The following is a 14955-nucleotide window of genomic DNA, read 5'->3' on the forward strand; positions in this document are numbered from 1 at the left end:
CCATATTTTGATGAAAAAACCGATTTCTACTCCACTCTTCTTCCGGCAACTCGACTTTTCAAAGCAGACAAGTGTTACTTTTTTTGCTAGACTAGAGATACAAATTGCTAAAGGAGATTCGCTATGAAACTACATAAAACCGTTAATCCTGTCGCCTATGAAAACACCTACTATCTTGAAAATGACTCCCATCTTATCGTGATTGACCCTGGAAGCGACTGGGCTACTATCAAGCGGACAATCGAAGAAATTGGAAAGCCAATCTCAGCTATTCTCTTAACCCATACCCATTATGACCATATTATGAGCCTGGACTTGGTACGTAACCATTTTGGCGCACCTCCAGTCTATGTCGCAGCCAGTGAGGCCAGTTGGCTTTACACCCCTGAGATGAATTTATCTGGTCTAGCTCGCCACGATGATATGGACAATGTCGTCTGTCGCCCAGCTGAGGAAACCTTCCAATACGACCGAGAGTATCTGTTGGATGGATTTCATTTTTCAGTTGTTGAAACACCAGGGCATTCTATCGGTGGTGTATCTTTTATCTTTCCAGATCAAGAACTCGTCATCACAGGCGATGCCCTTTTTAGAGAATCAATTGGCCGCACCGATTTGCCAACCAGCAACTTGGATGATTTGCTAATTGGTATCAAAAACAACCTCTTCACCCTACCAGGCCATTACCAGGTCTATCCAGGGCATGGACAGTCCACCACCATTTCGCACGAAAAGATTTTTAACCCATTTTTGAGAAACAACTAGTCAGAAATGGACTGTCCCCAGCAATGAGAGAAGGTAAAAAGCTTCAAACATTATTGAGAGGATCTATTACTGTTTGAAAGTAATAAAAAAACGAAAGCTTTCTCAACTTTCGTTTTTTCATTTATCATTAAATCTTCAAGAATCGTCTCATTGAAATCACCGACCCCAAGGAACCAATCACAATTCCCACAACAAAGAGGCTGACAATCATGGCTGGAACAAAAACATTCATACTAATCAAAGATAAGTTTTGCGATGCTAGGGAAGCATTGACTGATGTATAGAGCATCTGATAGGCAAAATAGACTAAGGCAGACGGCACAATCGCACCGAGCAAGCCAACCCAAGCTCCTTCAAGTAAGAATGGTCCGCGGATATAGCTGTTCTTTGCCCCTACCAATCGCATAATCTGAATCTCACGGCTGCGAGAGATAATGGTAATGCGAATAGTATTGGAAATCAGAAATACTGCTGTAAAGAGTAAGAGCCCAGTTGCTGCAAAGCCCCATGTTTTCACAAGGCTATTTAACTTGAAAATTCGTTCTGTTTGCACTTCACCATCACGAACCTCTGTTACACCATCAATCTTCGCAATTTCTTTCCCAACAGATTTCACATGTTGAGGGGCTGTTGTTTCAATAATATAAGCATCATAGAGTGGATTGGCATCCCCTTTAAAGAGGTTCCAAGTATCTCCTAAAGTCTCTGTTAAATGGTTTAACTGTTCTTCTTTACTAGAATAATCAATATTTTTTACATTGTCTAAAGCAAGGATTTGCTTGTAAACAGACTGGAAATCCGGATTTTCAATTGTTTGTCCTTGATCATTGACAATCGTTTTCTGATTATCCGTCGAATTGGCGCGTAAGTATACACTGACACGGACGTTATTGGTCAAGTCAGAAGTTAATTTAGTTGCATTTAAAATAACAGAAGCAAAGACACCCACTAAAGTAAGGGTGATTGTCACCGATGAAATGGCCGCAATTGTCATCCAACCATTTCGCTTGAGGCTTTTTAAAGACTCAATAAAATGTCTAAAAAATCGTCTAATCATCGTAGCCATACTCTCCTTCTACTTCATCACGTACCACACGACCGTCCTCAATTGCGATAACACGATGGCGAAGTGTATTAACGATTTGGCTATTGTGTGTCGCCATTAAAATGGTCGTCCCTTGGAGATTGATCCGCTCCAAGAGATTCATAATTTCCCAAGAATTCTCAGGATCCAAGTTTCCTGTTGGCTCATCGGCAATCAAAACTTTGGGATTATTTACAATGGCACGAGCAATCGCAATCCGCTGTTGCTCACCACCAGATAATTCATTTGGGAAAGAACGAATCTTGTGCTTCAAACCGACTAAATCTAGGACTTCCATGACCCGCTTTTTAATATTCCGCGGTTTCTCACCGATAACTTCCATGGCATAGGCGATATTTTCAAATACGGTCTTTTTGGGCAATAATTTGTAATCTTGGAAGACAACTCCGACACTACGGCGTAGCATTGGAACGTCTTTTTTCTTGATTTTAGCAAGATTGAATTTTCCAACCTTGAGCGAACCTTTATCCAGCTTTTCTTCACGATACAAGAGCTTGATAAAAGTTGATTTCCCGGCACCAGAAGGCCCCACAATATAGGCAAATTCTCCTGATTCAACATTAACAGACACACCTCGAAGTGCGGTAGTGCCGTTTCCATATTTCTTGGAAACGTCTTTCATTTCAATAATTCTCATAAGGTACTCTGTCTAAGACAGTCCTTTCTTTTTTAGTTTAGCTGATGCGCCACTTGAGATAGGCGTCAATGAATCCTTCAATATCTCCGTCCATGACCTTGTCTACCTGAGCGACTTCAAAGCCTGTGCGGTGATCCTTGACCATGGTATAAGGCGTAAAAACATAGGAACGAATCTGACTGCCCCAGGTAATTTCCTTTTTATCTCCTTTAAGCGAATCGACCTCAGCTGCTTTTTTCTCTTGCTCTAATTGATAGAGTTTGGCTTGCAGCAACTTCATAGCCCGATCCCTGTTCCCATACTGGGTACGGTCCACGGTTGATTGAGTCACAATTCCGGTTGGGATGTGAGTCAAACGAACTCCTGTTGATACCTTGTTGACGTTCTGTCCACCAGCACCACCACTGCGGAAAGTATCCATTTTGATTTCATCATCCCGAATCTCAATTTCAATCGTGTCATCCAATTCTGGCATGACCTCAACAGAAGTAAAAGAGGTATGACGGCGTTTCGCCGAATCAAATGGTGAGATTCGCACTAAGCGGTGGACCCCCATTTCAGACTTGAGTAAGCCGTAGGCATTTGCTCCTGTAAAGCTGAGGGTGACAGATTTAATCCCTGCTTCGTCTCCTGCTTGATAGTCTAAGGTTTCCACCTTGAAACCTTTAGCATTCCCAAAGCGTGTGTACATCCGTAACAGCATTTCTCCCCAATCCTGCGCTTCTGTACCACCTGATCCAGGGTGGATTTCTAAAATAGCATTATTGCTATCATAAGGCTCAGATAAGAGAAGGGTTAACTCGTAGCTAGTCATCAACTTGTCTAATTCCAACAACTTTTCTTCTAGCTCTTCTTGGACGGACTCGTCTTCTACGAGAAACTCCATGAGAATCTCTGCTTCATCCAGCAAATCCATCATCTGATGAAAATTCTGGTATGTAGCTTTTAAGTCATTCAGCTCTTGAGAGGTTTTCTGAGCTGCCAAATTGTCATTCCAAAAGTCAGGTTCGGTCATCTTGTTTTCCAAGATGGCAATTTCTTCTTCCAAACCTTCTAAGTCAAAGAGACCCCCTGAATGAGTTTAATTTAGCCTCTAGCTCCTCTATTTTTTGTCGAATTTCTGCTATATCCATAAACACCTCATTTTTTATATTCTTTTCATTATATCATACTTGTGACTTTTTGGCGAGGATTAGAAAGGCTTCGCGCTCTACTAGGACCTCTGGATGATTACTGGTGATGTCTTCGATAAAGGAAATCATCTCCTCATTGGGTTGTTTCACCAATTGACTGAGTGCCCAAATGGCAGTCGCCATGTGAATCGGATTTTGTTTTTTATCAATAATTTCTAAGAGTTTTGGAATGCTCGATTTGTCATTTGCATTGGCAAGTGCGATAATAGCATTTCTTTGAAGAATATTTTTTCCACGCCAACTACCAGCAATCATGCCAAATTTTTCCTTGAACTGACCATTTGACAATTCCAAAAAGGGAATGAGTTCTGGCTCAGCTAAATCAGGGTCAATGTCCACAACTGGTGGGCTATCAATTCCCTTATTATAGGGACAGCAAATCTGACAAATATCACAGCCATAGATGACCGTCTTGATTTTCTTTCGAAATTCAAGATCCATCATGCCCTTATCTTGGGTCTGAAAGGACAGACAACGCCGAGCATTCATGGTTCCATCCCCAATCAAGCAAGAGGTGGGACAGGCCGTCACACAGCGGTTGCAGTCTCCACAGTCGTAATCCACTGGTTGGTCCGGCTCTATTTCTAAATTGGTAATCAGCTCACCCAAAAACATGTAGGAGCCAAATTCCTTTGAAATAACCAGGCCATTTTTACCAATAAAACCGATTCCTGCCCGCCTTGCGACCGCTGTATCAACAAGCGCACCTGTATCGACCATACCCTTGTATTCAAAATCAGCTGTCAATTCTTCAATTCCACGAGCCAAGCGTTCCAACTTGTCCTGTAAAATATAGTGGTAATCAAGTCCCCACGAATTAGGGGTAATCTTGCCCCGTTTATACTGGGTTTTCTGCGGTTTTTGCGGTAGCCTTCTTGGATAAGCAACAGCAATTGAGATAATGGTCTTGGCAGAGGCTAGGCTCAATTTAGGCTTGATTCGTTCTTCAATGTTTTTATGTTCAAAGCCGGATGTACGCCCTTCTTCAACTGCGGCCAGCAAGGATTTCTCCAAGTAGGCAAAATCGTCAGCTGTCGTAAAGCCAATCTTCGAAATGCCAATTTCCTGCGATAAAGCAATAATTTGTTCTTTTAGATTCATTTCTTTTATTGTAACAAAAATCGTAAACTAAATCAAAAGGAGCAGGCCAGCTACTAAAATGGTCAATAGCAAAGCCACTTGATTGACTCGTGCATAGGCCTTTTCACGCCAAATGCTGGTCAAAACATACATGATGTTGATACCGATTGCACCACCAAGGCCATTGGCAAGGATATCTGTCATATCTGCCACACCTATCCTAAAGGTATATTGAAGCACTTCATAGACTAAACTCACCACTAACATAATGCTAAGATTTTTGATCCAAGTAGCTGTTCGATCCAACATTTCCAGATAGATTCCAAAGGGAATAAAGCACAGAATATTTAAGCTAATTTCTTGGTAATCCAGTATCCCATTGTACATGGCTGTTCCTACAAAATTGATACGAGGTTCTCGTGAGTCGTAATAAGCCAACTGGAGGGTTGAAAAAATGTCTAATTTAAACAAGATAATCCATGTCAGAAAGGCTAGATAGGTCGCAAACAAAAGAATCGTAACCTTGCGAGACTGCATACTTCTTCCCTCCTTTATAAGCATTTTATCATTATAGCAAAAAAAGACCTAGAAAACGTTACACAATGATGACAAAATGATAACCATTTTATGGCTTAAAGGAGTCAACAACTATAAAAAGTATCCTTTTAAAGAATACTAAAAAGAGCTAAACAACTAGCTCTTTCTATGAAATTATACTATTCCTATTTCCTTATTTAATTACCTTTTGTGTTTTAGCGTAGTTGGCTTCAACAGCTTCTTTTTCAGCCTGCCACCAATCTGCATGGTCTGTATACCATTTGATTGTTTCTTCCAGACCTGCTTCAAAGTTGGTAAATTCTGGTTTCCAACCGAGTTCATCACGGAGTTTGCTTGCATCAATCGCATAGCGTAGGTCGTGACCTGCACGATCCGTTACATGGTCGTAGGCATCTGCTGGTTGACCCATTTTCTCTAGGATCAACTCTAAGACTTCCTTGTTGTTCTTTTCACCGTCAGCACCGATTAGGTAAGTCTCGCCGATTTCACCCTTGGTCAAGATAGTCCAGACACCAGAGGAGTGGTCATTTGTATGAATCCAGTCGCGGACATTTTTCCCTTCACCATATAATTTTGGCTTGATACCGCTCAAAATATTGGTAATCTGACGTGGAATAAATTTTTCAATGTGTTGGTAAGGTCCGTAGTTGTTTGAACAGTTAGAAATCGTTGCTTTGACACCAAATGAACGCACCCAAGCCTTCACAATCAAGTCAGAAGCTGCCTTGGTTGATGAATAAGGTGAACTTGGATTGTATTTGGTTTCAGCCGTAAATTTCTCACCTGGGCCCTCACCATGACCTGGTAAATCTTCACGAAGAGGAAGGTCTCCATAAACCTCATCTGTTGACACATGGTGGAAACGAATATCGTATTTACGTGCTGCTTCTAACAGTGTGTAGGTTCCGATAAAGTTCGTATGAATGAAGGGACTTGGGTCATTCAGTGAGTTGTCATTGTGACTTTCTGCTGCATAGTGAACAATAGCATCTGCTTTTGCTGCTAACTGATCGACCAATTCAGCGTCAGCAATATCGCCAACCACTAACTCAACACGCTCTCCGAGAATCTCAACTAGATTGGCACGGTTTCCAGCGTAGGTTAACTTATCTAAGACTGTAACATGGGCATCTGGATGATTGTTATAGACATAATGTACAAAGTTTGAGCCGATAAAACCAGCTCCACCTGTAACGATAATATTTTTAAATTCAGACATGATTTCTCCGATAACTATTCTATTTTTTGACCACGCTAGGCTTATTTTTTAAAACTTCTTCCAAATAAGCAATTTTAGCAAAGTCTTTTTGATTATTCTTATCATTACGATAACTGTCTTTAGAAGATGCTCGATAGATGTTTAGATATTGCTCCAGAGTGGGCAAATAATAGCGGACATCGCCATCTCTTATCTCCTCTAATTCTTCTAATGGAACACCAGCAAAAGCTGGGAGTGAATGAAGACCACCGAATTCTACTGAATAACCTTCCTTTTGGAACTCATGTTCGTGACGATCTACCAAGGTATAGCCTAGTTGAGTCATCATTGCAATCAATTCAGTTGCCCGATAAATCCGCTCTTCATCGGGAGCTTCCCAACCCCTAGGGTCACTGGGAACATGAATATCCAAATCACGAGCTGCCCAGCTTCTACCTGTTCGCAACTCTAAACCAACTGAACCCATTAAAAGAGGAATAATCCCTAATTCATTTAAGGCTTGCGCAATATCTAAAAAACGATGGTACATCTTACAATTCTTCCTTGGTCAATGGTTTGACATCCTTGAGCATTGGGTGTTTCTTATCTGCTTCAGATACTTCTGCTACCTCAAGATTTTCCCATTTGATGCCTAAACTTGGGTCAGCATAGTTGACAAAGGCATACTTAGGTTTCAACTCCAAAGCCCAGTAATCATTCACCAAGTAGCTGTAGGCTACGGTATCTGACAAGACTTGGAAGCCATTTGCTACACCACGTGGCACAAAGATTCCCTTACTTGCGTCAATCTCGGTTTGGTAGACATTACCAAAGGTGTCTCCCTCACGAAGATCAACCCAAGAGCCTAGCACTTTTCCGCCATCCGCGACTGAAATGTATTTGTCCCACGGCTCTGCATGAAGTCCACGCAAGACATACTTACGAGAAAAGCTAACATTATTTTGGAGTTTTCCTTCCGCAAAGAAAGTCTCTGGAAATCCTAAGGGTAGCATTTTCTCTTTTTGAAAATTCTCCTTAAACCAGCCACGGTTGTCACCACGAACCGGAATGTCAAACTCTAGCAAACCCGGAATTGCATCAATCTCACGACAAGCTAATTCTTTATCAAAAAACTGTTCTGTCATTAGGCCTCTCCAATCAGACGGAGCAAGTATTGTCCGTATTCATTTTTCTTCAATGGTTGAGCGAGTTCATACACCTGCTCCTTCGTAATATAGCCCATGCGGTAGGCGATTTCTTCCAGATTTGCCACTTGGACATTTTGCAAACGCTGAACCGTTTCGATGTATTGGGCTGCTTCTAACAAGCTTTCATGTGTTCCTGTATCAAGCCAAGCAAAACCACGTCCCATCAACTCAACAGACAAGTCACCACGTTCCAAATAAGCCTTATTCACATCTGTGATTTCTAATTCTCCACGAGGAGACGGTTTGATATTTTTGGCAATCTCTACCACATCATTATCATAGAAATAAAGACCTGTTACAGCAAAATTTGATTTTGGCTGTTCCGGTTTTTCTTCAATCGAAATGGCATTCATATCCGCATCGAATTCCACAACACCAAAGCGTTCTGGATCTTTTACTTGATAACCAAAGACAGTCGCACCTTTTTCCTTACTTGCTGCACGTTGTAGCATCTTGGTCAAGCCATTTCCGTGATAAATGTTGTCTCCTAAGATGAGGGCAACATGGTCATCACCGATGAACTCTTCTCCAATAATAAAGGCTTGCGCAAGACCGTCTGGACTTGGCTGAACGGCATAGGAAAGCGAAATCCCAAGTTCAGAGCCATCTCCCAACATCTCCTCAAAACGAGGTAAGTCAGTTGGTGTCGAAATAATTAAAATATCCTTAATTCCTGCCAACATAAGGGTTGAGAGGGGATAGTAAACCATGGGTTTATCATAAATGGGCATCAATTGTTTCGATGCTGCACGAGTCAAGGGATACAAACGAGTACCTGACCCTCCTGCGAGAATAATACCTTTCATAGTTGCGAAAGCCTTTCAGTCTTATTTTGTTCTATTTTACCATTTTTAAGTACAGCTGTCAGCTCTTGCTTTACTTATAGATGCCGAAAAGGATTGGTTGATACGGTTGAAGCCTCAATCGTGATGTCCCAACCTTCTTCTACTTTCCATTTTTGTAATTCTTGGGCAATTTTTTCCACAAAGAGTACCTCGATATGATGTCCTGGATCAATGGCAAGCAAGCCCTGTGTTAACATTTCTTGAGCCGTGTGGTAGTAAATATCTCCTGTGATATAAACATCTGCACCTTTTGCAAGTGCATCCTTATAGAAACTGCCGCCACTTCCTCCGCAGATTGCAACGCGCTCCACATATTGCTGGGCCTGATGCCCATAAGTTACGAGGCGAACAGCATCTAAGCCAAAGACTTTCTTAACCTTGAGTGCCAACTCTTCCAAGGTTTGCGGCTCCACAGTTCCCATGCGACCGATACCTTGACCTACCTGCGTTTCGTGAAGATACTCCGTATCCTTGATATCCAAGGCTTCACAAAACCAATCATTTAGACCACCTGTCACCACATCAATATCCGTATGGCTGACATAGACTGCAATATCGTACTTAATCAAGTCCAGATAGATTTTTGTCTGCACATCATCTGCCACTAAGTTCTTTAAAGGACGAAAGATTGGGGCGTGTTTAACGATAATCAAGTCTACCTTTTTGTCAATCGCTTCAGCGACCGTTGTTTCACGAATGTCAAGTGCAACCATGACTTTCTTGATTTCTTTTTGTAAGGTCCCAATTTGTAGACCAGACACATCCCCTTCCTCAGATAAACTAGGTGGACAAAAGGCCTGATACCGTTCGATCACTTTACTTGCTAACATGTAAAACCTCCTTGATTTGCTGAATCTTTTCCTCAATGCGGGCACGTTCTTCGCTATGCTCTGTCGGAATTTGTGCTAACGCATGCTGCAATTTGTCAGCTTCGCACTCCCATTTTTGCTGAAAAACAGGAGAAACTTCCTGTAAGAGATAGGGGCCAAACCGTTTCTCCATGGCTGTTAGCGACTGTTCACCAGGCTCTGCGACAAGAATCTCGTAGAATTTCCTATTCTCTGCAACCATGGTTTCTGCAACCAGCCTAAAATCATGCGCTTGAAGCCATTCTCTCACATCATCTTCTCGATTATTGGGTTGTAAAATAAGCCGTTCAATCCCTTCCAACTTATCTTTTCCAGCGTCTAAGATATTTGTAATCAGGCGACCACCCATACCAGCAATAGTAATGGTTGTCATCTGGTCTGCTTGATCAAAGGCAGCAAGACCATTGGCCAAGCGAACCTCAATCTGGTTGGCATAACCTGATTCTCTCACATGTTGCAAGGCCGATTGATAGGGACCTTGTACGACTTCTCCTGCAATAGCGTAAGAAATCACAGTTTTTTCTACCAAAAAAAGAGGGAGGTAAGCATGGTCACTCCCTACATCTACCAAACGAGCCCCTTGTGGCACAAAACTAGCCACTGTTTCTAAGCGTTTTGAGATTTTCTGATTCATTTGCTACTCTTTCCAATAATCCATAGCTTCTAAGAAATCTGGTGAGACGGAGACATTTCGAGGTGCCGGTTTTTCTCGCTCAGCACGTTTTGCCTCAACTTGGGCAACTGTCGTGATTCCCTCACGGCGCCAGTTTCTTAAAATAGCTTGAATATATTTCCAATTCGTCTTATTATTAAATACAGCTTCCCGAAGAGCTTCGCGCACCAGTTCTGGCGCAACTTGGTCATCTCCTAGCGTTTTTTGTAAATCTTCTAATTCAAGCGGAGACAGCAATCTACCCAATTCTGCCTCAAACTCTGCTACCAATTGCTTCAAATCATAGCCAAGTGCTGTCGGCTTATACTCGGATTTCTTAGGTTCTAGTAAAGCATCTAGCTTTTCCAAGGCAGGGGAAGCATCAAAAATCATCTCGATTTCACCTGATAAATTAATCGTTTTAAAATCAAGCAATTCTGCTTCTTGTAAATGCTCAATGGAACGATTGATTTCAGAAATCGTCTTTCCACAAGCCTCAGCAATCTGGCTCGGAGCCAATCCTTCTATGTTGGTTGTATTTTGATAAAAGAAGAATTGCCAGACCACATAATCATCGGCTGAGGGGAATAAATCCTTGAAATGAAAGAGCAAATATGGTGGTAAGACCAAATAGCCCTTCTGAAATTGCTGTAAATAATTCATAGTTCCTCTTTATAGGCTAGCTGATAAGGCGGATTGCTCAAACATCTGCCAATCGTACGGTGTTTCTTGATAGACAGCATAGTTAATCCAGTTGGTAAAAAACTGGGCTGCTGGAAGATTCCATGATAGGGCTGGTCGTGACTTCGGATCATCATGTTTAAAATAATGTTCTGGAAGGTTTGGTTGTAAACCAGCTAGACAGTCCCTTTCGTATTCTTTTGCGAGGGTATAGCGGTCATACTCCAAATGCCCAAAGCTATATACCTCACGTAAGTCACTACTTGCAACAATAGAGACACCAACCTCTTCTCCTCTTGCCAAAACGTGTAGATTGTCTAATCGAGCCAAATCTTCTGATTTCACATCCGTATGGCGAGAATGAGGCGAGCGAAACTCATCATCAAAGCCCCTCATCAAAGGATTACGCTCATCAATCACTTCTTGGCAGTAGACGCCTGATAATTTCTTAGGCAGACTATGCTTTTCAATCCCATACCGGGCATAGAGTCCTGCTTGGGCACCCCAGCAGATATGTAGGGTCGAGTAGACATGCTGTTTCGCCCAACGGAAAACCTCTACCAGCTCCTCCCAGTAGTCCACCTCTTCAAACTCCAGATTTTCAACAGGGGCCCCCGTCACAATCAAGCCATCAAAATAACGGCCTTTGACTTCATCAAAGGTATGGTAGAACTCCTCCATGTGAGCTGCTTGAGTCGTCTTTGACTCATGACTAGCCATGTAGAGAAAGTCAATTTCTAATTGCAGAGGGGTATTAGCCAAAAGGCGCAACAACTGCGTTTCCGTCACAATCTTTTCTGGCATCAAATTCAAAATCAAGATATTTAAGGGACGAATATCTTGATGCGTTGCGCGATCATCGTCCATGACAAAGATGTTCTCTGCTTTTAATTGTTCGACAGCTGGTAATGATTTCTTTAATGTAATCGGCATACCTTCACTCCTCCTTCTTTCTATTATATAACAGGAGGGATAGGTCTTTCAATTAGAAGAAAAATGGCAATCCTTATAGTTTCAAACTATAACAAAAACAAACTAATATATTAGTAGTGCATCAAGACCTTATAGTCATAGTCGCCAATCGCTTCGCGGCCTTTTAAGTCATCTAACTCAATCAAAAAGGCACAGCCTGCAACGATACCACCTAGGCGCTCAATCATGTCAATCGTCGCCTTCACTGTTCCACCAGTTGCCAATAAATCATCGACAATCAAGACACGTTGACCTGGCTTAATCGCATCTGAATGCATGGTTAAGGTATCAACGCCGTATTCTTTTTCATAGTCTGCTGAAATCACTTCACGCGGTAATTTTCCTGGCTTACGAACTGGGGCAAAACCAATCCCAAGTTCAAAAGCGACTGGGCAACCTACGATAAAGCCACGCGCCTCAGGCCCTACAATCATATCAATTTTCTTATCCGTTGCATATTGGACAATCTCACGAACGGCATAGCTATAAGCATTTCCGTCAGCCATCAAAGGGCTAATATCACGGAAGGTGATCCCTTCTTGCGGATAGTTTTCAATCGAAGCAATATAATCTTTTAAATTCATCGTATTCTCACTTTTTAGTTGTTTTGTGCTCCGACCGTCAAAAATAGTCAAGAGCAGTACTCTTTATTATACCATTTTTTCTACCATTTGGGGGCGTTTTGTACTGAAGTTCTCAGTCTACTTTCTCCATCAGGTAGTCATAAATTTCCTGGACTGTCCCAAGTGCCAGTAGTTCTTGTTCTTCGACCTGTTTTTTAAACGCTTGGTAAATAGTGCTGCTGCTAATCTCACGCTTTTCTGCATCTTTATTGACCGTCATGACACCATCTGTAATCGTCACAAAGCCCAATTCTTGAAAAATCTGAATCATCTTGATTAACAGCGTCTCTTTAATCTTCAGATAAGCAGCTAAGTCCTTCAATTTGTAGCGCACATCAAATTCCTTAAACTGATAAATGGTCTTGTAAAGGCGTGCGAATTGCTCCCTGCTACCGTAGCCATCCAAATAATAAGGACTTGTTATCTCATTTTTAAAATAAATGGCTTGAAAGTCATGCGCTTGCAAGAAATCTTTGAGGACTTGGACATCATCTGGAACCGTTGCAATCCCAATGGCTTTTTGCCCCGTTACATCTGGTATTTCTTGCGCAAAATCAACCACAACCAAGTCTGCTGGAAAACGTGTGTTCTTGCTGCGCAGATTATAGAGCTGAACCCCCTCTACCCGCAAGTCAACCAACATCAATTGTAAGGTGGTCTGCCCATTCCATTGATTGACTGACAGACTAACAGCTAGTTCTAAGTTTTTACTCTGGCCAATTTCTAAGGCCAACTGCCCCATGCCAAAGGCAAGAACATCAAAACTGGCCTTGCCCTTGCTGATTCGGAATTTGAGATGAGCATTTTGTTGTCCCATTGTGCGTGCGGATTCGACCTGGACATTTTTAAGATAAAAGACCGGTTTTTTATTGTCCATGCCGTAGGGAGCTAATTTCTCAAATGATTTTAGGGTATCAAGCGTTAACTCCTCCAGATCCAATTCCTCATCAAGACATAACTCGCCCTTACGAACCTGATCCAATTCATTATCAAGGATGTAGTCAGAAAGAGCTTCAGATAGAACGTCTAGCTTGTCCACTTCCAAGGTCATTCCTGCCGCACCTGCATGTCCACCAAAGGCGATAAATAAATCACGATGAGCTTGCAAGGCCTCAAAAATATCAATTGCGGCAACCGACCGAGCAGACCCCTTTGCTTTTCCGTCTTCAATGGATAACACAATAATCGGCTGCTGCAATTCTTCCAATAACCGACCTGCGACAATTCCTAACACACCGGGATTCCATCCTTCTTGAGCTAAGACTTGAATCGGCTTTTCCTTATCAATCATTGTCTTTGCTTGATCATAAATAGCTTGGACAATCTCTTTGCGCTCACTATTTTTATGGTCAATCAGCTGGGCGATTGCTTGCACTTCTTCCTCATCAAAACCTGTCAACAAGTCTATAGCAGGATTAGGATCATCCAAACGCCCTAAGGCATTTAAACGCGGAGCCAATTGAAAACCTATCGATTCCTCATCTAGTGTATCTGCTTGAATCTCCGCTAGGGTCATCAACTCCTGTAGCCCAATTCGCTCCGTTTTCTTGAGTATGGAAAGACCATACTTGACCAAGACTCGATTTTCGTCTGTCAAACTCACCATATCAGCGATTGTCCCAATGGCAACCAAATCAAGCCATTCCACTTGGACTGTTTCCAATAAAGCACAAGCTAGCTTAAAAGCTACTCCACAGCCTGCTAAAAAAGGAAATGGATAGGCCCCGTCTGGATGTTCTGGGTGGATAATGGCATAGGCATTAGGCAGGGTATTAGGAAGTGAGTGGTGATCCGTCACAATGACATCCACACCGACACTCTGGGCATAGTCTATGGCTTCATGCCCTGCCACACCATTATCAACTGTGACAATGAGAGAGACACCCTGTTGCTCAATAAAATACTTGTAAACCGACTGATTGGGACCATAGCCGTCTGTAAAGCGATTTGGCAGATAGACCAAGCATTCTGCACCAAGTTCTTCCAAGGCTTCTTTGACAATGGAAGCTGAAGTCATGCCGTCTGCATCATAGTCACCATAGACTAAAATCAGTTCATTTGCCTGAATGGCCTGACGAATCCGCTCCACAGCCTTATCCATTCCATGGAGCAAATAAGGATCATGCAAGTCGTCCAAGTTCGGTTGCAAGAATTTCTTGAGTGCTTCTTCTGTCTGGATTCCTCTCGTATACAGCACGTTTGCTGCCACCGAGTCCAAGCCCTCTTTTTTCGCTGCTTTGACAAAGGCTTGATCTGAAATTGTCGGAACCAAGGTCCATTCATAAGTTGATTGTATCACTATCTTCTCCTTATACCCTTTGAACATCAAGGATTCAATGATGTCACATGAGTATGATGTCTGTCTACCATTATATCACGAAGCAAAGCTATCGTCAGCTATTGAAAAACAAAAAAGGCAGGAAATTATCTCCCCACCTCTAATCGAAAGTTCTAAAATGAAGTTAGCCAGTCAAGGGTATTAAAAAACATCTCAGAGAGATATAATTGTAATCACCACAACAACAATTAGAAAGACTCTGAGATGCAACACTATTATACACCAAAAAGA

The 14955-nt window shown here is 42.1% G+C and carries 16 protein-coding genes; 1 reads left to right on the forward strand and 15 read right to left on the reverse strand.

All coding sequences use genetic code 11. From position 1 onward, the window contains the following. Positions 1-123: 123 nt before the first annotated feature. A complete protein-coding gene (locus tag ABPH35_RS04230; protein ID WP_349988474.1) occupies positions 124-765 on the forward strand; it encodes an MBL fold metallo-hydrolase in 642 nt (213 codons plus the stop codon). Positions 766-892: 127 nt separating this feature from the next. On the opposite strand, the gene ftsX is transcribed toward ABPH35_RS04230, so the two are convergent. From ftsX to recJ, 15 genes are all read right to left on the reverse strand, one after another. Then, positions 893-1822 carry a permease-like cell division protein FtsX gene (gene ftsX, locus ABPH35_RS04235; protein WP_349988475.1) on the reverse strand — a complete coding sequence of 310 codons (930 nt, stop codon included), beginning with the start codon at positions 1820-1822 and terminating at the stop codon, positions 893-895. After that, complete coding sequence (gene ftsE / locus ABPH35_RS04240) at positions 1815-2507, reverse strand: cell division ATP-binding protein FtsE (RefSeq protein WP_067088906.1); 693 nt, start codon at positions 2505-2507, stop codon at positions 1815-1817. The genes ftsX and ftsE overlap by 8 nt, the downstream gene beginning before the upstream one ends. A gap of 37 nt (positions 2508-2544) precedes the next feature. Continuing rightward, positions 2545-3640, reverse strand: a protein-coding gene (prfB, locus tag ABPH35_RS04245) for a peptide chain release factor 2 (protein WP_368849615.1) whose coding sequence is annotated in 2 segments (ribosomal slippage) — positions 2545-3567 and positions 3569-3640 — 1095 coding nt in all. Because the reading frame shifts where the segments join, the coding sequence is not laid out codon by codon here. Positions 3641-3673: 33 nt separating this feature from the next. Continuing rightward, the gene (gene queG, locus ABPH35_RS04250; RefSeq protein ID WP_349988477.1) at positions 3674-4801 is read right to left on the reverse strand and encodes a tRNA epoxyqueuosine(34) reductase QueG; all 1128 of its coding nucleotides are present in this window, start codon (positions 4799-4801) and stop codon (positions 3674-3676) included. 27 nt (positions 4802-4828) lie between these two features. After that, positions 4829-5317: a VanZ family protein gene (locus ABPH35_RS04255; RefSeq protein ID WP_349988478.1), complete on the reverse strand. Its 489-nt coding sequence runs from the start codon at positions 5315-5317 to the stop codon at positions 4829-4831. A gap of 193 nt (positions 5318-5510) precedes the next feature. Then, a complete protein-coding gene (gene rfbB / locus ABPH35_RS04260) occupies positions 5511-6557 on the reverse strand; it encodes a dTDP-glucose 4,6-dehydratase (RefSeq protein ID WP_349988479.1) in 1047 nt (348 codons plus the stop codon). A gap of 19 nt (positions 6558-6576) precedes the next feature. Continuing rightward, on the reverse strand, positions 6577-7086 hold the full coding sequence (locus ABPH35_RS04265) for a phosphoribosylanthranilate isomerase (RefSeq protein ID WP_349988480.1): 510 nt from the start codon (positions 7084-7086) through the stop codon (positions 6577-6579). 1 nt (position 7087) lies between these two features. Next, positions 7088-7681: a dTDP-4-dehydrorhamnose 3,5-epimerase family protein gene (locus ABPH35_RS04270; RefSeq protein ID WP_349988481.1), complete on the reverse strand. Its 594-nt coding sequence runs from the start codon at positions 7679-7681 to the stop codon at positions 7088-7090. Next, positions 7681-8550 (reverse strand): glucose-1-phosphate thymidylyltransferase RfbA, encoded by an 870-nt coding sequence (gene rfbA / locus ABPH35_RS04275; RefSeq protein ID WP_349988482.1) that lies wholly within the window; start codon positions 8548-8550, stop codon positions 7681-7683. The genes ABPH35_RS04270 and rfbA overlap by 1 nt, the downstream gene beginning before the upstream one ends. Before the next feature lie 74 nt (positions 8551-8624). Next, entirely contained in the window at positions 8625-9419 is a 795-nt protein-coding gene (locus tag ABPH35_RS04280; RefSeq protein ID WP_349988483.1) for a Nif3-like dinuclear metal center hexameric protein, read from the reverse strand. Further along, on the reverse strand, positions 9406-10092 hold the full coding sequence (locus ABPH35_RS04285) for a tRNA (adenine(22)-N(1))-methyltransferase (protein ID WP_349988484.1): 687 nt from the start codon (positions 10090-10092) through the stop codon (positions 9406-9408). Before ABPH35_RS04285 ends, ABPH35_RS04280 begins: the two co-directional genes overlap by 14 nt. A 3-nt stretch (positions 10093-10095) precedes the next feature. After that, entirely contained in the window at positions 10096-10773 is a 678-nt protein-coding gene (locus ABPH35_RS04290) for a DnaD domain-containing protein (protein WP_349988485.1), read from the reverse strand. A gap of 9 nt (positions 10774-10782) precedes the next feature. Beyond that, complete coding sequence (gene metA / locus ABPH35_RS04295; protein WP_349988486.1) at positions 10783-11724, reverse strand: homoserine O-acetyltransferase MetA; 942 nt, start codon at positions 11722-11724, stop codon at positions 10783-10785. A 110-nt stretch (positions 11725-11834) separates the two neighbouring features. Continuing rightward, positions 11835-12347 carry an adenine phosphoribosyltransferase gene (locus ABPH35_RS04300; RefSeq protein WP_067088858.1) on the reverse strand — a complete coding sequence of 171 codons (513 nt, stop codon included), beginning with the start codon at positions 12345-12347 and terminating at the stop codon, positions 11835-11837. A gap of 112 nt (positions 12348-12459) precedes the next feature. Then, a complete protein-coding gene (gene recJ / locus ABPH35_RS04305; RefSeq protein ID WP_349988487.1) occupies positions 12460-14685 on the reverse strand; it encodes a single-stranded-DNA-specific exonuclease RecJ in 2226 nt (741 codons plus the stop codon). Positions 14686-14955 lie beyond the last annotated feature (270 nt).

Origin of the sequence: Streptococcus handemini (assembly GCF_040984445.1) — a bacterium.
GTDB classification, from domain to species: Bacteria; Bacillota; Bacilli; order Lactobacillales; family Streptococcaceae; genus Streptococcus; species Streptococcus handemini.